Annotated in this window: 20 protein-coding genes; 10 read left to right on the top strand and 10 right to left on the bottom strand. The window is 72.8% G+C overall.

Annotated features, from left to right (window positions below; genetic code table 11):
• Nucleotides 1-60: 60 nt before the first annotated feature.
• Nucleotides 61-918 (bottom strand): AfsR/SARP family transcriptional regulator, encoded by an 858-nt coding sequence (locus ABZW11_RS19470; RefSeq protein WP_355418849.1) that lies wholly within the window; start codon nt 916-918, stop codon nt 61-63.
• 151 nt (nt 919-1,069) lie between these two features.
• Between ABZW11_RS19470 and ABZW11_RS19465 the strand changes: the two genes are divergently transcribed.
• From ABZW11_RS19465 to ABZW11_RS19450, 4 genes are all read left to right on the top strand, one after another.
• On the top strand, nt 1,070-2,134 hold the full coding sequence (locus ABZW11_RS19465; protein WP_355418847.1) for a ThiF family adenylyltransferase: 1,065 nt from the start codon (nt 1,070-1,072) through the stop codon (nt 2,132-2,134).
• A 146-nt stretch (nt 2,135-2,280) separates the two neighbouring features.
• Complete coding sequence (locus tag ABZW11_RS19460) at nt 2,281-3,489, top strand: hypothetical protein (RefSeq protein WP_355418846.1); 1,209 nt, start codon at nt 2,281-2,283, stop codon at nt 3,487-3,489.
• A gap of 340 nt (nt 3,490-3,829) precedes the next feature.
• Nucleotides 3,830-4,831: a hydroxyacid dehydrogenase gene (locus ABZW11_RS19455; protein ID WP_355418844.1), complete on the top strand. Its 1,002-nt coding sequence runs from the start codon at nt 3,830-3,832 to the stop codon at nt 4,829-4,831.
• A gap of 58 nt (nt 4,832-4,889) precedes the next feature.
• Entirely contained in the window at nt 4,890-6,509 is a 1,620-nt protein-coding gene (locus tag ABZW11_RS19450; RefSeq protein WP_355418842.1) for a serine/threonine-protein kinase, read from the top strand.
• Nucleotides 6,510-6,521: 12 nt separating this feature from the next.
• Here ABZW11_RS19450 and ABZW11_RS19445 read toward each other — a convergent pair whose 3' ends face one another.
• The 3 genes from ABZW11_RS19445 to ABZW11_RS19435 all read right to left on the bottom strand — a co-directional run bounded on the left by ABZW11_RS19445 (nt 6,522) and on the right by ABZW11_RS19435 (nt 11,807).
• Nucleotides 6,522-10,634 (bottom strand): protein kinase, encoded by a 4,113-nt coding sequence (locus ABZW11_RS19445; protein ID WP_355418840.1) that lies wholly within the window; start codon nt 10,632-10,634, stop codon nt 6,522-6,524.
• A 96-nt stretch (nt 10,635-10,730) separates the two neighbouring features.
• On the bottom strand, nt 10,731-11,285 hold the full coding sequence (locus tag ABZW11_RS19440; protein WP_355418838.1) for a GNAT family protein: 555 nt from the start codon (nt 11,283-11,285) through the stop codon (nt 10,731-10,733).
• A gap of 12 nt (nt 11,286-11,297) precedes the next feature.
• Nucleotides 11,298-11,807, bottom strand: a complete 510-nt coding sequence (locus tag ABZW11_RS19435; protein ID WP_355418836.1) for a shikimate kinase — start codon at nt 11,805-11,807, stop codon at nt 11,298-11,300.
• A 38-nt stretch (nt 11,808-11,845) separates the two neighbouring features.
• Here ABZW11_RS19435 and ABZW11_RS19430 point away from each other — a divergent pair, with 38 nt between their 5' ends.
• Nucleotides 11,846-12,127 (top strand): hypothetical protein, encoded by a 282-nt coding sequence (locus ABZW11_RS19430; RefSeq protein WP_355418834.1) that lies wholly within the window; start codon nt 11,846-11,848, stop codon nt 12,125-12,127.
• A 27-nt stretch (nt 12,128-12,154) separates the two neighbouring features.
• Nucleotides 12,155-12,538 carry a ChaB family protein gene (locus tag ABZW11_RS19425; RefSeq protein WP_355418832.1) on the top strand — a complete coding sequence of 128 codons (384 nt, stop codon included), beginning with the start codon at nt 12,155-12,157 and terminating at the stop codon, nt 12,536-12,538.
• Nucleotides 12,539-12,810: 272 nt separating this feature from the next.
• Here the strand turns inward: ABZW11_RS19425 and ABZW11_RS19420 are convergent, their stop codons facing one another.
• The 3 genes from ABZW11_RS19420 to ABZW11_RS19410 form a co-directional block, all read right to left on the bottom strand.
• Nucleotides 12,811-14,637, bottom strand: a complete 1,827-nt coding sequence (locus ABZW11_RS19420; RefSeq protein ID WP_355418830.1) for a transketolase — start codon at nt 14,635-14,637, stop codon at nt 12,811-12,813.
• Nucleotides 14,638-14,715: 78 nt separating this feature from the next.
• Nucleotides 14,716-15,732: an SDR family oxidoreductase gene (locus tag ABZW11_RS19415; RefSeq protein WP_355418828.1), complete on the bottom strand. Its 1,017-nt coding sequence runs from the start codon at nt 15,730-15,732 to the stop codon at nt 14,716-14,718.
• 7 nt (nt 15,733-15,739) lie between these two features.
• Nucleotides 15,740-16,003, bottom strand: coding sequence for a hypothetical protein (locus ABZW11_RS19410; protein WP_355418826.1), 264 nt, complete (start codon nt 16,001-16,003; stop codon nt 15,740-15,742).
• 54 nt (nt 16,004-16,057) lie between these two features.
• Here ABZW11_RS19410 and ABZW11_RS19405 point away from each other — a divergent pair, with 54 nt between their 5' ends.
• The 3 genes from ABZW11_RS19405 to ABZW11_RS19395 are packed head-to-tail and all read left to right on the top strand — an operon-like array spanning nt 16,058 to nt 18,158.
• On the top strand, nt 16,058-17,137 hold the full coding sequence (locus tag ABZW11_RS19405) for a DNA topoisomerase IB (RefSeq protein WP_355418824.1): 1,080 nt from the start codon (nt 16,058-16,060) through the stop codon (nt 17,135-17,137).
• Between the two features lie 45 nt (nt 17,138-17,182).
• On the top strand, nt 17,183-17,431 hold the full coding sequence (locus tag ABZW11_RS19400) for a BON domain-containing protein (RefSeq protein ID WP_355418822.1): 249 nt from the start codon (nt 17,183-17,185) through the stop codon (nt 17,429-17,431).
• Nucleotides 17,415-18,158 carry a metallophosphoesterase gene (locus tag ABZW11_RS19395; RefSeq protein WP_355418821.1) on the top strand — a complete coding sequence of 248 codons (744 nt, stop codon included), beginning with the start codon at nt 17,415-17,417 and terminating at the stop codon, nt 18,156-18,158. Before ABZW11_RS19400 ends, ABZW11_RS19395 begins: the two co-directional genes overlap by 17 nt.
• A 96-nt stretch (nt 18,159-18,254) precedes the next feature.
• On the opposite strand, the gene ABZW11_RS19390 is transcribed toward ABZW11_RS19395, so the two are convergent.
• Both ABZW11_RS19390 and ABZW11_RS19385 read right to left on the bottom strand, forming a co-directional pair.
• On the bottom strand, nt 18,255-18,404 hold the full coding sequence (locus tag ABZW11_RS19390; protein ID WP_345388959.1) for a GPGG-motif small membrane protein: 150 nt from the start codon (nt 18,402-18,404) through the stop codon (nt 18,255-18,257).
• Between the two features lie 74 nt (nt 18,405-18,478).
• Entirely contained in the window at nt 18,479-18,964 is a 486-nt protein-coding gene (locus tag ABZW11_RS19385; protein WP_355418818.1) for a DUF1360 domain-containing protein, read from the bottom strand.
• 70 nt (nt 18,965-19,034) lie between these two features.
• Here ABZW11_RS19385 and ABZW11_RS19380 point away from each other — a divergent pair, with 70 nt between their 5' ends.
• Nucleotides 19,035-19,631 carry a nucleotidyltransferase gene (locus ABZW11_RS19380; protein ID WP_345388955.1) on the top strand — a complete coding sequence of 199 codons (597 nt, stop codon included), beginning with the start codon at nt 19,035-19,037 and terminating at the stop codon, nt 19,629-19,631.
• A gap of 52 nt (nt 19,632-19,683) precedes the next feature.
• Here the strand turns inward: ABZW11_RS19380 and secA2 are convergent, their stop codons facing one another.
• A complete protein-coding gene (secA2, locus tag ABZW11_RS19375; RefSeq protein ID WP_355418816.1) occupies nt 19,684-21,897 on the bottom strand; it encodes an accessory Sec system translocase SecA2 in 2,214 nt (737 codons plus the stop codon).
• Nucleotides 21,898-21,988 lie beyond the last annotated feature (91 nt).

Genomic DNA, 21,988 nt, shown 5'->3' with positions numbered 1-21,988 from the left:
GGTAGCAGGGCGCCCCCGGTCCACGTCCGTCCAGGGGCAGCATGGCGCGGTTGCGGCCGGTCAGGGTGCCGCTGGGGCCGCGCGCAGCTCCGCCTCGCGGCCGACGAAGTGGCCGGTGACGGGCGGGAGCTGGCGGGGGACCGGCGCGGCGGGCGCGTCCGCCGGCTCTCCGGGCGGCTCTCCTGGCGGCTCCGCCTCGGCGGTCTCGGCCAGCAGGCGCTGGTGCAGCGACTGCAGGTCCTTGCCCGGCTCCACGCCGAGCTCGCGGACGAGCCGGTCGCGGAACTCCCGGTAGACGCGCAGCGCCTCGGGCAGGCGTCCGTCGCGGTGCAGCGCCAGCATGAGCAGCCCGTACGGCCGCTCCCGCAGCGGCTGCTCGGCCACCAGCCTGGTCAGCCCGGCCACGACCGCCTGATGGCGCCCCAGCTCCAGTTGAGCCTGCGCGCGGCCCTCGATCGCCTGGATGCGCAGCTCGTCGAGCCGGTGCCGTTCCGCCTCCGCGACGGGCCCGCCCAGATCCGGGTACGGGTCGCCGCGCCACAGCTCGAGCGCCCTGTCGTACGCGGCGACGGCCTCCTCGGGCTCCGCGCCGCCCGCCTGCCCGACCAGGGCGCCGAACGCGTCGGCGTCCACCTCGACGGCGCCTTCGGGGATCAGGTAGCCGGGACTCCGGGTGACGATCGCCTCGCCGAGCGCCCTGCGCAGCTCCGTGACCAGCGCCCGCACCCGGGGCGCCGCCGACGGCGGCGGGTCAGCGCCCCAGAGGCGCTCGGCCAGCCGCTCCACCGAGACCACGCACCCGGCGTCGAGCAGCAGGGCGGCGAGCAACGCGCGCTGCCGGCCGGTCAGGCGCACCGCCGCGCCGTCCACGACGGCCTCCAGGGGACCGAGGAGGAGGACGCGGACAGCCTTACGCACAACCGCAGACGCTAGTGCAGTGCCCATTGAGGGATCAATCGGACCCACCGCCGTTCGTTGCGGGATCCATGCGGCGTCCATACAGCCTCCATGCGGCCGGCTGCCAAAGTCTGTCCAGCACTCCCCGTCAAGATTGGGCGCTGTAGAACCGATGAGGCCGCGACTGAAGACCCTCGCCCGCGAGCGCGTCGGGCCCGAGCTCAGGCTCGTGTACGACCCCCGCGACCGGCTGGTCCTCACCGACCCTGAGGGGACGGTAGAGAAGCTCCTCGACCTCCTGGAAGAGGGCGGCAGGACGGTCGGGGAACTCGCCGCCGAGCTGTCCCTGCCGGTCTCCGACGTCTCCGCCGCCGTCAAGGCCCTGGACGCGGAGCGGCTGCTGGAGGACGGCGACCACCTCGGCCTGCTCGGCCAGGCAGACGCCGAGCGCCACTTCAGCAACCTGGCCTTCTTCGAGTCGTTCGGCACCCTGGACCGCAGCCGCGAAGACGTGCTGCGCCGGCTGCGCGAGTCGCACGTGCTGGTGCTCGGCACCGGCGGCCTGAACTCCAACACCATCCCCCACCTCGCCGGGCTCGGCGTGGGCAAGATGACCCTGCTCGACCGCGACACCGTGGACCCGCGCAACTTCGCCCGCCAGTACCTCTACCGGTGGGACGACGTCGGCGCGCGCAAGGTGGAGTGCGCCGCCGACTGGGTCCGCGCGTTCGACCCCTCCATCGAGGTCGAGACCGTCGACATGGGGGTGGAGAGCCCCGAGCAGCTCGACGAGCTCGTCGGCCGCACCCGCCCCGACGTGGTGGCCTCCGGCATCGACCGGCCGACCCAGATCGACCTGTGGGTGAACGCGGCCTGCGTGCGGCACGGGGTGCCGTTCGTGCGGGGCGGCATGTGGGTCACCTCGGGGACCGTGTGGTCCGTCCAGCCGGGCGTCAGCGCCTGCCGGGCCTGCGTGCCGCCGAGCGCCGACCCCGACACGCCCGACCTCGCCGCGATCCGCCTCTACCGGGACGGGCCCCGCCCGAACCGCGGCATCGGGCCCGTCGCCGGGCTGCTCGGCGCGTACGGGGCGTTCGAGGTCCTGCGCTACCTCACCGGCTTCGAGCCGCCGGCCTACGCGGGCCGGCCGCTCATCATCGACTTCGCGGGCGGATGCGCCACCAGTCGCACCGAATGGACCCGCGATCCCGGCTGTGAAGTGTGCGGAGGGAGGTGACCCATGAAGATCGAGATCGTGCGCATCGAGAACACCCGTCTGACCGTCGACGCGGACCCGGGTTCCGACAGCTGAAGTATCGGGGCCGTGCCTCTCTCCGGTGTGCGGCGCGGCCCCTCACTCACGTTCTGAGGTGGTGAAGACCGATGACCGCGGCCACGGACGCCGGCCTGCGCGAGCGAGCCGCCCGGCTGACCGTCACCTTCGACGGCGAGGCCTGGGTGCTGGGCCGGCCGGACCTGGGAGTGTTCGTCGCGGTGCCAGAGCCCGGTGCGATCTTCATCACCACCCTGCAGGAGACGGGCTCGGTCACCGAGGCCACCGAGCGGGCGAGCGAGAAGGCCGGCGAGCCGGTCGACGGCGGCGACTTCATCGAGGGGCTCACCGCAGCGGGCCTCCTCGACCCGGCCGCCGCCCAGGACGACGACACCGCGGAACGCGGCCGCCGGATCAGGTGGATCGAGGGCATCAGCCCCCGGGCCGCCGCCCGCCTCTTCGGGCGTACCGGCTGGTCGGTGTACGGGGCGGCGCTGGTCTTCGCGCTCGCCGTCCTCGTGGCCCGCCCCGACCTGCGGCCCTCCTGGCAGGACGCGTGGTTCCTGCCCAGCATGGGCCTGTCCGTGCTCGGCTGGCTCGTGCTGGGGATCGCGTTCGGCGCGCTGCACGAGGCGTGGCACTGGCTCGCCGGGCGGGCCGTCGGGGTGCCCGCCACGTTCCGCGTCAGCTATCGCGGCATGTACATCGTCTACGAGACCGACCTGACCCAGATCGTCGCGGTGCCGCGCGACCGCAGGCACGGCGTCTACCTGGCCGGGATGGCCGTCGAGGTCGTGGTCGTCGCCGTCGCGCTGGGCCTGCGGATGATCGTCCCGCCCGGCCTGCTGGACGACCTGCTCGCCGCCGTCATCCTGTTCAGGGTCGTCGCCATCGTGTGGCAGTGGGCCGCGCTGCCGCTGCGCAGCGACTCGTACGCGCTGCTCGCCAACGCGCTGCGCTGCCACAACCTCTACCGGACGACCTGGCTGACCGTGAAGAACCGGATCTTCCGCCTCACCGAGGCGGAGGCCGCCGAGCTCGCCGCGTCAGGGGCGCGCGACCGCGACATGGCCCGCTGGTTCGCGCTCTTGTACGTGGCGGGCATGGCGGTCATGGTCTGGCTCTTCCTCACCGTCATGCTGCCCCTCATGGTGTCGCTGGCCCAGTGGGGCGTCGAGCGGTTGCTGTCCGGGCAGGTCGGGTCGGCCGCGTTCTGGGAGGCGATCGCGGTCACCGCGTACGTGGCGCTGCGGATCGGCCTGCCCCCGCTGCTCGCCTTCCGCGAACGACGGCTCCGCCGCGCCGGCGCACTCCTTTAGCCCGAGCGTGGCCCGGTTGAGCGCCCGCCGGGTGATGAGGGGATGCATGGTGACAAGGGAGGGGCTATTGCGGCCGGTCCCGGGCCGCAATAGCCCCGGCGACGCCGGCGAGGCCGCCGGCATGTGGTCTCCTCACGGCCGATGGTACGCGCTTGTGCGTCATTCTTTCGGCGATCTCCCGGGAACGCCCTGGGGACGGCCGGGGCCATTTCCCTCGTGACCGAGAAGGGTCACTCGGGCCGGCGCGACACTGGACGGTCGCCGGGCCAGGCCCCGGACGCACCGTCGAAATCGCCCTCGTTATGATCAAGAGCGACCGCAGCACATCGGGGGAGCACGAATGACGGATTCCCGGCCGAAGACCCTGCTCGCGATGGGCGCCGACACCGCCGCCCGGCTCATCACCCGCCCCGTGCGCGACCGGCTGCTCGCCGTCGCCGACATCGACCCCGGCCTGGTCGCCACCGACTTCGCCGACCCCGCCGTGGCCCCGGCGCTGGCCGAGGCCGAGGTGCTGCTCACGAGCTGGTGGTGCCCGCCGGTCACCGCCGGGGTGCTGGCGGCGGCGCCCAGGCTGCGCGCGATCGTGCACGCCGCCGGGTCCGTCAAGCACCACGTCACCGAGGCGTGTTGGGAGCGCGGGCTGCTGGTGTCGTCGGCTGCGGCGGCCAACGCCGAGCCGGTCGCCGAGTACACGCTGGCCGCGATCCTGTTCGCGAACAAGCGGGTGCTCGACAGCGCCAGGCTCTACCGGGAGCGGCAGGAGCGGCCCGACCTCGACGCGATGTTCCCCGGGTTCGGCAACTACCGGCGCACGGTGGGCGTCGTGGGGGCGTCCAGGATCGGGCGGCGGGTGATCGAGCTGCTGCGGCCGTTCGAGCTGGACGTGCTGGTCGCCGACCCGTACCTGAGCGAGGACCTCGGCGTGGCGCACGTCGGGTTCGACGAGCTGTTCGAGCGCTCCGACGTGGTCACCGTGCACGCGCCCGACCTGCCCGAGACCCGCCACCTCGTCAGCGCGGCCCGCCTGGCGAGCATGCGCGACGGCGCCACGCTCATCAACACGGCGAGGGGCGCGCTCGTCGACCAGGACGCGCTCGTCGCCGAGCTGACCTCCGGCCGCCTGTACGCCGTGCTCGACGTCACAGACCCCGACCCGCTGCCGCCCGGCTCACCCCTGTACGACCTGCCGAACGTGCTGCTCACCCCGCACGTCGCGGGCTCGCTCGGCGGCGAGCTGGCCCGCATCGCCGACCTGGCCGTGGACGAGGTGGCCAGGTACGCGCGCGGCCTGCCGTTCGCGCACGGCGTGGCGGCGGAGCAGCTCGCGACCAGCGCCTGACCTACCCCGGGTGGCTGCCTGATGACGGCGGCGGGGGCTCGGCCCTAATCTGCTGCGCATGCAGAAACGGGTGATCGACGGCCGCTTCGAGCTGGTGGAGCGCCTCGGCGGCGGCGGCATGGGCCTGGTCTGGCGTGCCTGGGACGTCGCCCTGCACCGCGAGGTCGCGCTCAAAGAGGTACGCCCGCCCGACCCTGCGATCGACGAGCAGGACCCGACGCACGCCCGCGAGCTGCGCGCCAGGATGCTGCGCGAGGCGCGGGCCCTGGCCCAGCTCAACCACCCGCACGTGGTGACCATCCACCACATCGTGGACCCGGGCGAGCAGGGCTACCCGTGGATCGTCATGGAGCTGGTCACCGGCGGCTCGCTCCAGGACCGCATCCAGAGCGGCCCCGTGCACCCGGCGGAGGCGGCGCGGACCGGCCGCGAGGTGCTGTCGGCGTTACGCGCGGCCCACGCCGTCGGCATCCACCACCGCGACGTCAAGCCCGCCAACGTGCTGCTGCAGACCGACGGCCGCTCGGTGCTCACCGACTTCGGCATCGCGGCGATGCGCGAGTCCACCAGCCTGACGTCCACGGGGGCGTTCATCGGCTCCCCCGAGTACATGGCGCCGGAACGCATCAACGGCGTCGAGGGTGACCCCGCCTCCGACCTGTGGTCGCTCGGCATGATGCTGTACGTCGCCGTCGAGGGCCGCCATCCGCTGCGCAGGGGCACGGCGCTGGCCACGCTGGCGGCCGTGCTCAACCAGGAGGTGCCGCCGCCCGTACGGGCCGGGGCGCTGACGCCCGTCCTGACCGCGCTGCTCGCCCGCGATCCGGCGGCCCGGCCGGACGCCGAGACGCTCGACCGCATGTTCGCCGTGGCGATGGACCCGAACGCCGCGCCTCCGCCCCCGCCGGTGATGCAGGCGCCGCGGCCTCCGGGGCCTGCGCACACCGTGCCGCCCGGCTACCCGCAGCCCTGGAGCGGCGGGCCGGTGCCGCAGGCCGACACGCTCAACCCCCGGCCCAAGCGTGGCGGCAGGGGAGCGGCCGTGGCCGTGTCGCTCTCGGCCGTCGTCGTCGCCGGCGTGCTGGTGTGGCGGCTGCTGCCGAGCACGCCCGACGAGACCGTGCCCGACCCCGAGCCCAGCCACCTGGCCATGACCGCCACGCCGTCCGGGACATCGACCAGCCCCCGCGTGACCATCCCCAGCCTCACGCCGAGCACCAAGCAGCCGGTACGCGAGAAGCTGCTGACCCCCGACGGCATCCGCGCCATGCTTCGCGTGGTCAAGCCGGTCATCGGCACCAGCAAGGTCGTCGGGATGTCCGTGCACGAGACGCACGCCAGCCTGGACGTGCCGCTCAAGCGCGACAAAAAGGTCTACAACACCTACGGTTACCGCGACGGCCAGGTCGACGAGCCCCGCATCGGCGGCCAGGTCAGAACCCCGCCGGCCGACCTCGACACCTTCAACTGGGACCGGCTGCCCGCCCTGTTCAAGCGGGCCGACAAGGACCTCGGCGTGCCCAAGCCGACCTCGCGCTACATCATCGTCGACACCGACTACGCCTTCACCTCGGTCAATCCGGTGCTGCTCGTCTACGTCAGCGACGACTACCACCGCACCGGCTACCTCGTGGCCAGCCCTCAGGGCAAGGTGCTCAAACTGATCCGCAACGATTAGGGCCGGGGGACGTCAGCAGATCTCGCGGTAGTCGGCCTCCGGGATGAGCCGGGCCCACTCCTCCCTGGTCAGCGAGCCGCCCGCCCGCTCGCACACCGCCTGCGCCGTCAGCGCGGGATCGACGGGGAACTCGCGTACGGAACCGTCCAGCGCCACGCCGCGCAGCCGGGTGCCGTCCTGGCTGAACGCCGGCCCCGCCGCCCACGACCCGGCCTGGCCGACCTCGCGCAGCGTCCTGGCGTCCCACAGCGCCGTACGGCCTGCGTCGATGGCGATCAGGCCGCCGTCAGGCGAGAACCGCACCTCGTCCACGGGGCCGCCGCCGGTCCTGATCGTGCCGATGGGGGCCCGCTCGTGCACGCCCCACAGCAGCACCCGGCCGCCCTCCAGCCCGAACGCCAGCCGGTCGCCGTCCGGCGAGAACGCCAGCGCCGTCGCCGCCGCGCCCTCGCTGGCCCTGGCCGCCAGGTCGAGCGGGGCCACCTGGCCGGTGCGCAGGTCGAGCAGGCGGGTGCCCGCGGCCAGCGTCATGCCGTCGGGGCTGAAGGCCAGCGCCAGATCGCCGACGCCCTCGTACGCCTTGATCCGGCGGCCCGAGCGCACGTCCCACGTCTCCAGGAGCGTGCCGCGCGCCGTCGCCAGCGTGCCGCCGTCAGGGGAGAGCGCCACGGCCGGTACGTCGCCGCCCGCCTCGATCGACGTCACCTGCCTGCCGCTCGCCACCTCCCACACCGTCACCGGGTCGCCCGCCACGGCCAGCAGCCGGCCCGTCGCGTCGAACGCCAGGTCGCCGGCTGCGGCGATGCGGCCCAGCGTCCTGCGGCTCTCGGCGTCGGTCAGCTCGATCGCGTCGCCCACCTCCTTGGCCGCGACCCGTCCGTTGCCCGAGAACGCCGCCACCTGGCCCTCGCCCGCCGGGGCCGGCAGGCCGGAGACGTCGAGCGAGACGACCGAGCCGATGCCGCTCAGGTAGCGCAGGGTGCGGCCGTCCGCCGAGAACGCCAGCCCCCGGCCCGGGTCCTTGAGCGGGTACGAGCCGGCCAGGCGGCGCTCGGCCACGTTCCACACCCGCACCTCACCGTCGCCGGGCAGCGCCAGCAGGCGTCCGTCGGGACTGAACACCAGCGGCCCCGCCGCCGTGGCAGGCGTCACCTCCAGCCCGTCCACGACCTCCACTCCCCAGGCACTCTCCGCCCCGGAGCCCGGATCCCCACTCTTCACCCGCACCCTCTTAGCCCGCACCGCCTGCGCCACCACCCGCGCCACTTGGGCCTCGGCACTGCGGGCGGAGCCGCTGTCACGCCCGGCATCCGGATCCGCACCCGCCCGGCCGTCCCGCATCACCGCCGCCTCGGCGTCGCTCGCGGTCTTGGCCTCGCGCTCACCCTTGGCGCCGCGCGTCGCCTCGGCGCCGTGGGCGGAGTCGCTGTTGCGGGCGGAGTCCGTGTCGCGGGCGGCGTCCTGATCGGGCGCGCCCGCGCGGCCGTCCCGGGCTCCCTTGCCGCCGGGATCCGCCGTCGCGGTGCCCGCCTCGGAAGCCGGGGTCTTGGTGGGGGTCGGGCCGGCCGTGGCTCGGGGATCCGGTGTGCGGGACGGAGACGGGGACGCGGCCTGCGGACGATCGGCCTCGGCGCGCGACGGGACGGCCGACGCGCGCGGGCCGGGCGCGAAGCCGAACGTCTCGGCCTGCCGGGAAGGACCTGAGCCGGGCGTGGCCGGAGCCCCGGCCGTGCCCGGCGACGCAGGGGCGGCAGCCGTGCCGGGGGAGGCGGGGGCCCCGGCCGGGCCGGGCGACGTATGACGTGTGGCCGTGCCAGAGGAGGCGGGGGCCCCGGCCGGGCCGGGCGAGGTGGGAACGGCGGCTACGCCGGGGGAGGACGGTGAGCCGGTCGTGCCGGGGGACGTCGGGATTGCGGCGGTGAAGGGCTGGGCGGGGGAGGGGTCAGCGGGCGCGGAGGGGAGGGGGCTGGGGAGGGCGAGGAGGCCGGGACCGGGGGAGGGGGGTGTGGTCGGGGTGGGGAGGTCGGGGCGGTGGGTGGCGAGGGTTTCCGGTGCGCCGGTGCGCCGGGCGGCGGCGCCCACCAGCGTGACGCCGTCGCGGCCCGCGACCGCGAGGGTGACGCCGTCCGGGCTGAAGGCGAGGGCGGGGGCGGCGGCCACGGAGCCGGTGAGGGGCTCGACCTTCACCACCCCGGTACGCACCCGCCGCGGCGCCAGCTCCCACAGCTCGACCCGCCCGTCCAGCCCGGACAGCGCGGCCCTGGTGCCGTCGGGCGACAGCGCCACCTTGCGGTCGATCACGTCGAACAGCACCCGCGTCCCCCGGTAGACCCGCGTGCGATTGCCCCGGCTGATCGTGAAGACCCCGTCGGCGGGCGCCTGCCCGGTCGCCACCTCGACGGGCCCCGAGGCGCCCTCGGCGAACCGCCCGTCGTCGCTCAGCCCGATGCTCCCCGGCGGCAGCGGGTACGACGCCACCTTCCGCCCGCCGGACACGTCGTACACGGTCACGGCCCCGGCGTCCCACCGGACCAGCTCGTCGCCGCGCAACAGGTAGTGGGCCCGCCCGTCGGCCGCGGGGTCGGTGAAGACGCCCAGCTCCGGCTGTACGAGCGAGGACTGGAGGGCGGCCCGCGCCTCGAAGATCGGCGACATCCGCCAGGCGGCCACGCTGAGCCGCATCGCGGCCCGCGGGTCGGTGGTGCGCAGCGCCTCGGCCCGCGCGGCGACGGCCCGCGCGCCGGCGTCGAGGAGGCGTCCGCGCAGGTCGTTCTGCCCCTGGACGGTCACCACCGTCATGGTGACGGCGACCGCGACCACGGCGGCGACGGCCGACAGGGCGGGCAGGAGGAGCTTCCTGCGTTGCTTGGCGAGGGCCACGCTGTCGCTGATGAAGTCGCGTTCGAGCTGGCTGAGCCGGACGTGCCGGCGCTTGGCCGCGGCCCAGCCGAGCGCGGTGGCGAGCTCTTCGCCGCGCAGCAGGTGGCCGCGCCCGCGCCGGTGTTCCGACCACTGCCGGGCGGACCGGCGCAGGTGCCGGTGCACGGCCATGCCGTCGCGCTCGTCGGCGACCCAGCCACGCAGCCGGGGCCAGGCGCGGTAGAGGGCGGCGCTGGCGGGGGCGACCTTGTCGTCGCTGACGGCGACGAGCTTGCCGATGGAGGTCTCGGCGGACGGTACGCGGATGCTGCGCCGTACGAGCAGGCCGGCCGCCATGAGCGGGGCGAGCACGTCGCCCTCGTCGTGCGGCCGGTCACCGTCGAGCAGCCGCAGCAGCAGCCCGGGCACCTCCTCCTGCTGGCGGGGCGTGAGCGACAGGTACGCCTGCTCGGCCGCCTCCCCGAGCGACGGCGTGCGCACGTACGCGTCGGGCGGGCGCAGCCCGACTGCGCTTCCGACTGGGCTCTCGATGAGCAGCTCGGCCGCGGCGGGCCGGTCGGCGGGGCTCTTGGCCAGTGCCCGCTCGACGAGCCCGGCCAGCGGCGCGGGCAGGCAGCTCAGGTCGGGGTCGACGGTCAGCAGCCGGTGCATGACGGCGCCGGGGCTGTCGCCGCCGAACGGGTCGTCGCCGGTGGCCGCGAACAGCACGACGGCGCCCCACGCGAACACGTCGGCGGCGGCCCCGGCCTCCTGCCCGGTCAGCACCTCGGGCGCCTGGTACGGGCACGCGCCATCGTCCGTACGCGCGCCGGCCAGCCCCAGCTCGATGACCCGGGGACCGTCGTCGGCCAGCAGCACGCACTCGGGGTTGAGCCCGGAGTGGGTCAGCCCGGCCGCGTGCAGCGACCGCAGCGCCGCCGCCAGGGCCGCGGCCAGCGCGACCAGCTCGTCACCTGAGTAGGGGCCGCCGTGCAGCCCCACGGCCTGGCGCAGGTCGGGCCCGCTGACGTATTCGCTGACGACGTAGGGGACGCCCGCGTCGGACCCGACGGCCACCACCCGCGCGAGATGGCGGCAGGTCACCTGCTCGTAGCGCTGACCGACCTCGCCCAGGGGCACGGTGACGGCGTAGCGGCGACCTTCGTCGTCGTAGGCGTCGTAGACGACACCGCGCCCGCCCGCGCCGAGCCTGGCGGCCAACCAGTAGCCGCCAAGCTCCTCGGGGTCACCGGGCACCAAGCGCATCGTCACTGATGCTTAGATGCACGACACCGCCCATTGGTTGCCTCGAAGACGCCACAGGTCCCCCGCGCGCCTCGGGGGACCCATGCGTCATGATCATTATGCCAGGGTTCCCGCTCGCGCCTGCCACTCGGGCCGCAGGATGGCCATCACCACGACGTCGTGCCATTCGCCCTCCCACAGCAGCGCGTCCCGCTCGACGCCCTCGGCGACGAACCCGGCCTTCTCGTAGACGTGCCTGGCCCGCTCGTTGAAGGCGTAGACCTCCAGCCGGACCCGGTGCAGCGGCGTGGTGCGGAAGACGTGGCCGAGCACCAGCTCGATGGCCTCGCTGCCGTAGCCCCTGCCGAAGGCGCGCGCGCCGACCAGCGCGATGCGCAGGTTGCAGGACAGGTTGTCGGTGTCGAGCTGGTTGATCACCACCTCGCCGACGAACGCGCCGTCCGCCGTGATCGCGAGGTCGAGCCGGTCGGAGTGGCCGGCGCGGGTGGCGTACCAGGTGCGCAGGCTCTCCAGGTCGGCGCGGGCGTGCGAGCCGGTGAGCCGGCGCACCTCCGGGTCGGACACCAGCTCGAACAGGCCCTCGGCGTGCTCGGGCCCGACCGGGCACAGCGTCACGCGCTCGCCCCTCAGCGTGGGTTTCTCAGCGAACATCCTCGTTGGCTATCAGCCGCGATCATCGCCGGGCAAGCCCATTTTGCTCAGTACGGCGTCGCGCACCTGCTCGGGGGCCATCACGCCGACGTCGCAGACCAGGTCGGCCACCTCGCGGAAGTACCGCTCGCGGCGCGCCCGCATGGCGGCAGGGTCGTAGTCGGGGCGGTGGTCGCTGGTGTGCATCCGTTCGCGCAGCACCGCGTCGTCGGCGTTCACCCAGACCACGAACGCCCGGCGCAGCGCCGCCCGCACCTCGGGGACCTCCAGCGTGCTGGCTGCCGCCGCGATCACCTTGGGCGGCCCGGCCAGCTCGTCCAGCACGTGCTGGGCCTCGTACCTGTGCAAGGTCTCCTTGCCCTCGCGGGCCGCGATCGGCGCGGAGGTGGCGCCGTGCCTGTCAAGGAGGTACTGGTCGCTGTCGCTCAGCGGGAGTCCGAGCGCCTCGGCGATCAGCCGCCCCGAGGTCGACTTGCCCGAGCCCATGAGCCCGATCATCACGACGTGTTTGTTTTTCGACATGTGGATAGAGGTTCCTTCGTGTCAAGGAGGTAAATCTGATGACCATCGCCGGAAGCATCATCCTCATCATGCTCGGTGCGATCCTCACCTGGGCCGTCGAGTTCGACCTCGCCGGCCTCGACATCAACGTAGTGGGCGTCGTGCTCATGCTCGGTGGCCTGGTCGGGCTCGGGTTCGGTCTCTACCGGATCAGGGTCGCGCGGCGGGCGGTCGGGCCGATCGACGAGCCGGTGCACCGCCACGAGATCTACGAGGAGCCCCAGGCCCGTCGTACCACCGTGTACGAGGACCGCCGCCGCTACGACGAACCGCCCCTCTGACCTCACCGCTGTAGGAGGTGAAGCGACATGCCAGGTGTCGAAGAGCTGCCGTCGACCATCAAGCGTTCTCCCAAGAAGGCGCAGAACACGTGGATCAAGGCGCACGACTCGGCCGTCAAGGAGTACGGCGAGGGGCGCCGCGCCCACATGACGGCGTTCGCCGCGCTCAAGCACTCCTTCGAGAAGGTCGGCGACCACTGGGAACCGAAGGACAAGAAGGGCCCTTCCGACAAGGGCGCGACCGATCGCTCCGGGCGTACGGCCGAGGGCGTGGACGCCAACGCCAGCAAGGAGCACCTGCAGAGCCTGGCCGCAAAGCTGGGCGTGCGCGGCCGGTCGAAGATGACCAAGCAGGAACTCGTCACGGCCATCAAGAAGGCCAACAGGAAGGCCACGGCGAAGTCCCGCTGAGCGTCCCCCGCACGAGCTTCCCGGCTCCGGGCCGGGCCCGCCCGACGAGAGGGCCGACGAGAGGGCCGACGAAAGAGCCGACGAGAGCGCCGACGAGAGGGCCGACGAGGAGCGGCGGTCATTCACCGCCGCGAATCGCCGGCCCTTTCGCATGTCCCCACTCATCCCGTCCGGCCGCGTGCCAGGACAGCGAGCGGGGCGGGTGGTGACACCCGCCCCGCCGCACCGCAGGGAAGCATCGCATGGAAGCCTCCCGAACCCGCACGGCCGGCTCACAGCAGGCGCTTGACGGCGTCGGCGATGGCGTGGCGGTCGATGCCGGCGTCGGCGAGCTGCTCCTGCGGGGTCGCAGAGCCGGGCAGGCCGGTGACGGCCAGCTTGATGACGCGCGGCCCCAGCTCGCTCACCGCGTCCGTGACGGCGTCGCCGAGGCCGCCCTCGATCCGGTGGTCCTCGACCGTGATGAGGTTCCCCGTGGTGGTGGCCGCCTCGATGAGGGCGGCGGTGTCCACGGGCTTGATGGAGTACAGGTCGATGACGCCGACCGGGATGCCGGCCTCGCGGAGGTCGTCGGCCGCCGCGAGCGCCTCGTGCACGGTCACCCCGGCCGCCACGATCGTGGCCCGGTCGCCGGGTGAGTGCCGCAGCACGCGCGAGCCGCCCACGGGGAAGCGCTCGCCCGGCTGGTAGATCACCGGCGTGGCCCCGCGCGTCGTGCGCAGGTAGGACACGCCGTCCAGGTCGGCCATCTCGGCCAGCAGGGCCGCCGTCTGGTTGGCGTCGCAGGGGTAGAGCACGGTGCTGCCGTCCACCGTGCGCAGCATGGCGAGGTCCTCCAGGCCCATCTGGGACGGGCCGTCCTCGCCGATCGCCACCCCGGCGTGCGAGCCGACGAGCCGGATGGACGACCCGCTCACCCCGGCCATCCTGATGAAGTCGTGCGCCCTGGTCAGGAACGCCGCGAAGGTGGCCGCGTACGGCTTCCACCCGCGCACCTGCAGCCCGATGGCGGCGGCGACGAGCTGCTGTTCGGCGATGTACATCTCGAAGAAGCGCTCGGGGAACGCCTCGGCGAACGTCTCGGTCTTGGTGGAGTCGGCGACCTCGCCGTCCAGCGCCACCACGTCGCCTCTGGCCGCGCCGAGCGCCGCGAGCGCCTCCCCGTACGCGGCCCGCGTCGCGACCTGCTCGCCCACCGGCCACGCGGGCAGCTCCAGCTCGCCCGCATCGAAGCGGAACGGCGCCGCCGCCGCGTCCGGCGCGTGCACCTCGACGCGCACGTCCCGCACGCCGCCCAGCTCCGCCACCGCCTTGTCCGGGTCCTTCAGAGCCTTGCCGTGGGCGCCCTCGCGGTTCTCGACCTCCAGCACGCCCTCGCCCTTGCGGGTCTTGGCGAGGATCACGGTCGGCCGGCGCCGGGTGTTGGAGGCGTCGGTGAACGCGAAGTCGATCTGCCCGGGGTCGTGGCCGTCGATCTCGATCGTGTGCCAGCCGAACGCGCCGAACCTGCGGGCGTACGCGCCGGTGTCCCAGCCGTGCCGGGTGGGCCCGCGCTGGCCGAGGCGGTTGACGTCCACGATGACCGTCAGGTTCGCCAGGCCCTCGCTGCCGGCGTGCTCGGCCGCCTCCCAGATGGAGCCTTCGGCCAGCTCGCTGTCGCCGCACAGGACCCACACCCGGTACGGCAGGCGTTCCAGCCGCGCGGCCATCGCCACGCCGACGCCGACGGGCAGGCCCTGGCCGAGCGAGCCGGTGGCGACGTCCACCCAGGGCAGGCGCGGGGTGGGGTGCCCCTCCAGGCGGCTGCCCCGCTTGCGGAACGTCAGCAGCTCCTCGTCGGTGATCGCACCGGCGGCCTTGTAGAGGGAGTAGAGCAGGGGGGAGGCGTGTCCCTTGGAGAAGATCAGGTGGTCGTTGGCCGGGTTGTCCGGCCGGTCGAAGTCGTAGCGCAGGTGACAGGCGAACAGCACGGCCATCAGGTCGGCGGCCGACATCGACGAGGTGGGGTGGCCGGAGCCGGCCGCGGCGGCGGCGCGTACGGAGTCGACGCGCAGTTGCGCCGCGAGCCCGGCCAGATACTGAAGGTCGCGCTCAGGCACGATGGAGCCTCCTCGTAGACGGTGTTTTCGCCCCGTCTACCCGGGCGGGAGCGCTTAAGTCGGCTCCCGCCGAGCGCTTCAGAGCCGTCCCGCCCGGCGCAGCGCCGCGTACGCGGCCGCGGCGGCGCCACCGCCGGCCAGCGCGAGGAGCACGGGCCCGCGGCGCTGGGCGAGCCAGAGCTGGGGGCTGCGCTTGTGCGAGCGGCGGTCGAACGTGCCGTGCGCGCCGTAGTCGGTGTCCTCGTCGGCGGGCTCCCACAGGTTGGACACGCCGCTGGGCGCCTCCTCCTCGGTCTGCTGCGACTCGATGCCGGTCCGCGCGAGGTAGCGGTCCACCAGGGCGGGGGCGACCTTCTGCGCGAGGAGGGTGGCGACCGTGCTGGTGCCGACCCAGTACTCCTTGCGTCCGGGGTGCTCGGCCGCGTACACGATGGCCCGCGCGGCCACCTCGGGCTGGTAGATCGGGGGTACGGGCTGGGGATGCTTGCGCAGCTTGGACAGCACCCACTGGAACTGCGGCGTGTTGAGCGCAGGCAGCTGCACCAGAGTGATCTTGACGTCGCTGCCGTCGGCCATCAGCTCGGTGCGCACCGACTCGGTGAAGCCCTTGATGGCGTGCTTCGCGCCGCAGTAGGCCGACTGCAGGGGGATGCCGCGGTGCGACAGGGCCGAGCCGGCCTGGACGATCGCGCCGGCGTTGCGCGGGCGCATCAGGTCGAGCGCCACCTTGGTGCCCCAGACGTAGCCGAGGTACGTCACGGCGGTGGTGCGTTCGAACTCCTCCGGGGAGATGTCGGCGAATTTCGCGAAAACGGAGGAGAAAGCGGTGTTGATCCAGACGTTGATCGGGCCGAGCTCCTTCTCGATCCGCTCGGCCGCCTGCCGTACCTGCTCGTAGTCCGCCACGTCGGCCTCGTAGACCTGGGCAGTGCCGCCCTCGGTGCCGACGTCTACCGCCGCCGCGCCCAGCCCGGTGGTGCCGCGGGCGATCAGGGCCACCTTGGCTCCCTGAGCGCCCAGCTCGCGGACGACCGCCCGCCCCACCCCGCCGCTCGCGCCCGTCACCACGACAACTCGCCCTCGAAGTGGTGCCATGTCAGAATCAGCCCGCCTCTCCGTCGTGTCCGGCACGTTGCTTCTGCCGGCGTACGGCCAGCAGGAGGTCGATCACCGCGACCACCGCCAGCACCACCGCGATGGCGGCCAGCACCCACGCCCGCGTCATGATCCCGAGCACCGTGAACGCGAAAAGGAACACCAGCATGAAGGACACCACTCTGATGTGCACCACGTCGCGGGGGGTGGCGGGCACCATGGCGTGACCTCTGCTGTCCCGTTCCTCGTGCCACTCTCCGTTGTCAGACATGCGGCTCACCTGCCCGTGCTGTTTGTCGCCTAACGTCAGGGGTAGCCGCATCGCGTGCCCGAGACAGATCCCCGCACGCAGCCACCCGACGCCGAAACCCTGGCGGGGGCGTTCGCCGGCGGGCCTGACGTCGAGCTGCGCCCGAGCGACCAGAACGAGCCGGGCTTCACCCGGCGCAGGTGCGGCCGCGGGTTCCGTTATTTCGACTGCGACGGGCGGCCGGTGCGCGACCCCGAGACGCTCGCCCGCATCAGGACGCTGGCCATCCCGCCGGCCTGGCAGGACGTGTGGATCTGCGCCTCGCCCGACGGGCACCTGCAGGCCGCGGGCACCGACGCGGCGGGGCGGCGGCAGTACCGTTACCACGACGTGTGGCGCGAGCAGCAGGACCGGGCCAAGTTCGACCGGGTGCTCGAGGTGGCCGAGCGGCTGCCGGCGTTCAGGAAGATCGTGGACGAGCAGCTCCAGGGGCGCGGGCTGACCAGGCAGCGGGTGCTGGCCGCCGCCGCCCGCCTGCTCGACATCGGCTTCTTCCGCATCGGCGGCGAGAGCTACGACACCTACGGCCTGGCCACGCTGAGGATGGAGCACGTCACCTGCTCGCGCGGCATCGTCGTCTGCGCCTACCAGGCCAAGGGCGACATCCTGCGCGAGGTCGAGGTGGCCGACCCCGGCGCGTGCAAGGTGCTGCGCTCGCTGAAGGCGCTGCGGGTGGAGGGCGAGCTGCTGCGCTACCGGCGCGCGGACGGCTGGGGCGACATCAAGAGCGAGGACATCAACGACTACCTGCGCGAGACCATCGGGTACGAGGTCACCGCCAAGGACTTCCGCACCTGGCACGCCACCGTGCTGGCGGCGGTGGGGCTGGCGGTGTCGCGGCCGGCCCGGCGCGAGGGGGTCACGCGCAAGAAGCGGGCCGTCACGCGGGTGATGCGCGAGGTGGCCGAGTACCTGGGCAACACGCCGACCGTGGCCAGGGCGTCGTACGTGGACCCGCGGGTGATCGAGGCGTACGAGCGGGACAGGACGATCGGCGCGGCCCTGACCGACCTGGGCGCGGACGCCGACTTCGGCCAGCTCGCCACGGCAGGCCCGGTGGAACGGGCGGTCATTGACCTGATTCGTACTGTTTGAGCGATTGACGCTCGGGCATGCGGCGACAGAGAAGGAGGACGAGCGATGGAAGCTCCACAGTACGTCGCGGCCCGTGTCCAGCAGGCGCTGGCCGAGGACGGTCGTACGACCGAGCTGGGAATTCGCGTCGACATCCGAGGCGACCAGCTCTTCCTGCGCGGTCAGGTGAGCGGGTGCGAGCAGCGCGACCGGCTCGGGCAGGTGGCCCACGAGGTCGCGCCCGACCTGCACCTGCACAACGAGATCAACGTCGTCGAGGCCGGCGAGCCGGGGGAGGATGAGCGTCTTGACTGACCTGCGCATAGCCGCGGTGGGTGACATCCACCTGGGCGAGGACGTCAGAGGCCAGTACAGGAAGCGGCTGCACGACATCGAGGACCGCGCCGACGTGTTCATGCTCGCGGGCGACCTGACCAGGCACGGCACCCTGGAGGAAGGGCGGATCGTGGCCGACGAGCTGCGCGACCTGCCCATCCCGACGGTCGCGGTGCTCGGCAACCACGACTACCACTCCGACCTGGAGCGCGAGATCGCCGCCGAGCTGCGCGACGCGGGCGTCATCGTGCTCGACGACGACGGCGTGGTGCTGCAGTGCGGCGACACGAAGCTGGGCGTCGTCGGCGGCAAGGGGTTCGGCGGCGGGTTCGCGGGCAAGTGCGCCAGCGAGTTCGGCGAGCGCGAGATCAAGAACTTCGTCTCCCACACCCGCCACATCGCCGAGTCGTGGAAGATGGCGCTCAAGGAGATGACCGCCGACTACCGCGTCGTGCTCTCCCACTACTCGCCGATCAAGGAGACGCTGGAGGGCGAGCCGCCGGAGATCTACCCGTTCCTCGGCAGCTACCTGCTGGCCGAGGCCGTCGACACGGCCGGCGCCGACCTCGTCCTGCACGGCCACGCGCACAAGGGCAGCGAGAAGGGCATGACGCCGGGCGGTATCCGGGTGCGCAACGTGGCGCTGCCGGTGCTCGGCCGGGCCTACTGCGTCTACTGCATCAGTTGCGAGGACGTGCACCCATAGCCCGAGAACGCATAGCCCGAGAAAAAACGCTCCCCGTCGAAGGGGAGCGTTTTTCTTTTTCTGGGCGGCGGACAGGGAACCGGAGAAACGGTTCCCCTAGACATTGAAGATGCTGACCCCGCCGGGCCCGACCAGGAATCCGAGGACGATGAGCACGATCCCCCAGAGGATGTCGCGCCGGGCCAGGAGCACGTAGATCCCGGCGATGACGAGTATGACGGCGATGATCCAGAGCAATGTAGCCATGGTCTGCTACTGCCCTGGCCGAGCCCTCACTAACATTTTTCCCGCCCCGGCCGGGTGCAGGGGAAAATATGGGGTCACTCGGCGCTCTTCATCAGTTTCGCGTACGCGAGCTGCAGCCAGTCCGAGATGGCGACGGCGGTCATGGTCGCGCCCACCAGCCGGGTCGCCCGGGGCGCCAGCACGAGGCCGGCCGCGTAGCCGGTGGCCACCCACTGCGCGAGGCAGAACGGGCAGGCCAGCAGTTCGCCGATCGCGCCGCGCGGCTTCTCCTGCACCTCCGAGGGGCCGCCCTGACCCTCGTACTGGGTGAACGGGGCCCGCAGCGGGCTCGTGACGGGGTCCTTCGCCAGCCGCCTGGACACCTTGTGCGTGCAGGCCGCCATGAGCAGGATGTCCACCACCCCGACCCGCTCGGGCACCCGCCGCCCCGCGAGCGCCACCACGGCCGCGGCCACGCCGACCGTCCCGCCGTACGCGCCGAGCAGCCCGGCGTAGCGCGCAAGCGGCCGATCGTGCCCGTTCGCGTAGGTCCGTTCGGTCTTTTCCAGGATGTCGGTCATAGCTCATCGGGCTACCCTGACGACCTTATTTCCAACGCCTAGTTGACGATCGTTTGGGTAGCCGATCGGCATGAGCAGCCACGGCCACGCAGTCACCGACGCGATCCTCGACACGCTCAAGCGAGCCAGCACCGGACTGAAGGACGCCGGAGTGAAGTTCGCGCTGGCCGGCGGCTGTGCCGCGTACGCGCGCGGCGCCGCGCCCTCGCTCCACGACGTGGACTTCGTGCTCACCGAGCACGACGTGCCCGCCGCGCTGGAGGCGCTGCGCGGCATCGGCTTCCAGACCGCCAAGCCGCCGGAGGACTGGCTCGTCAAGGCGTACGACGAGGGGCGGCTGGTGGACCTGATCTTCCGGGTGTCCGACATGGCGATCACCGACGAGCTGCTCGACCGGGCCGAGCCGCTGAAGGCGTCGGCGGTGATCGTCCCCGTGCTGCAGGCCACCGACCTGGTGATCTCGTGGCTGCTGCCGCTGTCGGAGCACGCCTGCGACTACGGCGCGCTGCTGGCGCAGGTGCGCGCGCTGCGCGAGCAGGTGGACTGGCCGCGGGTGGCCGCCGTCACGGCGACCTCGCCGTACGCGACCACGTTCATCACCCTGCTCGAACGCCTGGGCGTGCTCGACGGGCCCGTGGTGCCGTCGGGCGACCCCACCTGGCCCTGATGCCTGCCCCTGATGCCTGCCCCTGATACCTGGCCCTGATACCTGGCCCTGATCAGCCCCTGCGGGTCGCGGCGGTCACCCGCTTGAGGATGCGGTCCCACTCGGTGCCGAACGGGTTGTCCTGCACGAGGTAGGTCCACGTCGCCGTCGGCCGCTTCAGATCGGGCTCGGGCGCCTCGAACGAGGCCAGCGAGCGCTTCTCCACCTCGGCCATCAGCGCTTTGTACTCGGCCACCGCCTCGCGGTGGAACTCGTCGATCGGGCTCATCCGGCCCAGCGCCCGCAGGTGGATGCCCTCGCGCAGGTCGGTCAGGAAGGCCAGGTGCTCGGTCCAGCACTGGTCGATGGCGTGCAGCACGATCTGCCGCGCCGTCTCCTCGCGGGTGTCCTCGGGCAGCTCGGCCCACCGCTCGGAGTCGGCCTCGGCCAGCGCCTTGGCGGCGGCGTCGCCGTGGAGCACCTTGTCGCGCCACTCCAGGATGAGCTCGCGCTGGTGCTCCAGCAGCCGCGTGAAGCGCCACGTGTTGCGGTGGATCTCCAGGTTGACGCCCTCGGCGACGCGCTGCGCGTGACCCACGAGGTACGCCCCGCGCCGGTGCCTGACGATGCCGTCGGGATCGGCGGCCGGCGGCCGCTCGTCGGGCACGAACTGGGTGATCAGGTCGTCCTTCATGCTGACGAAGAACACCGAACCGCCCGGGTCGCCCTGCCGCCCGGCCCGCCCGCGCAGCTGGTCGTCCAGCCGGCTGCTGGCATGGCGGCCGGAGCCGACGACGTAGAGGCCGCCCAGCTCCGCGACGTCATCGCCGAGCCTGATGTCGGTGCCGCGCCCGGCCATCTGGGTGGAGACGGTGATCGCGCCGCGCTCGCCCGCCCGCGCGATGATCGCCGCCTCCTCCGCGTCGTTCTTGGCGTTGAGCACGACCGGCTCGAGGCCGCGCCGCTGCAGCAGCTTGGCGAGGTTCTCCGACTCTGCGACGTCGAGCGTGCCGATGAGGATCGGCCGGCCGGTCTCGTGGACCGCCTGGATCTCCTCGACCAGTGCCGCGTCCTTGTCGGGCACGGTCGGGTAGATGCGGTCGGGCTCGTCGACGCGTACGCACGGCCGGTTGGGCGGGATGACCGCGACCTTCAGCCCGTAGAACTCGCCGAGCTGCTCGCTGACCGCCACCGCCGTGCCCGTCATGCCGCAGATCTGCGGATAACGCCGGATCAGCCCCTGGACGGTGATCGAGTCGAGGATCTCGCCCTTCTCGCTCGGCGGCAGCGCCTCCTTGGCCTCGACCGCCGCCTGCAGCCCGTCGGGCCAGCGCTGCAGCAGCGCCACCCGGCCGCGCGAGGGGTTGATGAGCTGCACCTTGCCGTCGCGCACGATGTAGTCGACGTCGCGGGTCAGCAGCGCGTGGGCGTGCAGCGCCAGGTTGAGCTCGATCAGCGTGCCGGGCTCGTGCTCGTCGTAGAGGTCGACGCCGAGGATGTTCTCGACGCTGTCGGCGCCCTTGGGCGTCAGGTAGACGTTGCGCGCCTGCTCGTCGATCTCGTAGTGGTAGCCGCGGACGAGCTGCCTGACCAGCGCCGCCATCTCCGGCACCGCGTTGCCCACCTCGGACGCCCCGGCCATCACCAGCGGCACCCTGGCCTCGTCGACCAGCACGGAGTCGGCCTCGTCGATCAGCGCCACCTCGGGCGCGGGCACGATCAGCTCGCTCGCGTCGGTGCGCAGCCGATCGCGCAGCACGTCGAAGCCGATCTCGCTGACCGGCCCGTACGTGACGTCCTTCGCGTACGCCTCGCGCCGCTCCTCGAACGTGGAGTTCTGGTCGATCCAGCCCACGCTCACGCCCAGCGCCTCGTAGAACGGGCCCATCCACTCGGCGTCGCGCCGGGCGAGATAGTCGTTGACGGAGATCACGTGGACGCGCTTGCCCTGCAAGGCGTAACCCGCCGCGGCCATCGCACCCGACAGCGTCTTGCCCTCACCGGTGGCCATCTCGGCCACCTTGCCGTCGAGCAACGCCAGCGTGCCGAGCAGCTGCACGTCATAAGGGCGCAGGCCGAGCGTGCGGTCGGCGGCCTCGCGGGCCACCGCGCAGAACTCCGCGAGGTCGCTCATGAGGTCGCTCTTGCCGGACGCCGGCAGCTCGTCGAGACCGCGCACCCGGTCGGCCCGCGACTCGGCCGCCTTGACGATCTTCTGGTAGGGCGCGAGGGGGACGCCTCCCGGTCGGTCCAGGAGGTTCCTCAGTATTCCCTTGAACGAGGCCACAGTTCCTCCAACGCGCGCCACGCCGACACCGTTCCCCCTGCCGCTGTGGGGGAACGGAGCGACGATCCGGCAAGCGCCGCCGTACCGGACC

Origin of the sequence: Nonomuraea sp. NPDC004580, from assembly GCF_040609855.1 — a bacterium.
In the GTDB taxonomy this organism is placed as follows: Bacteria; Actinomycetota; Actinomycetes; order Streptosporangiales; family Streptosporangiaceae; genus Nonomuraea; species Nonomuraea salmonea.
This window is presented reverse-complemented; position numbering and strand designations above follow the sequence as displayed.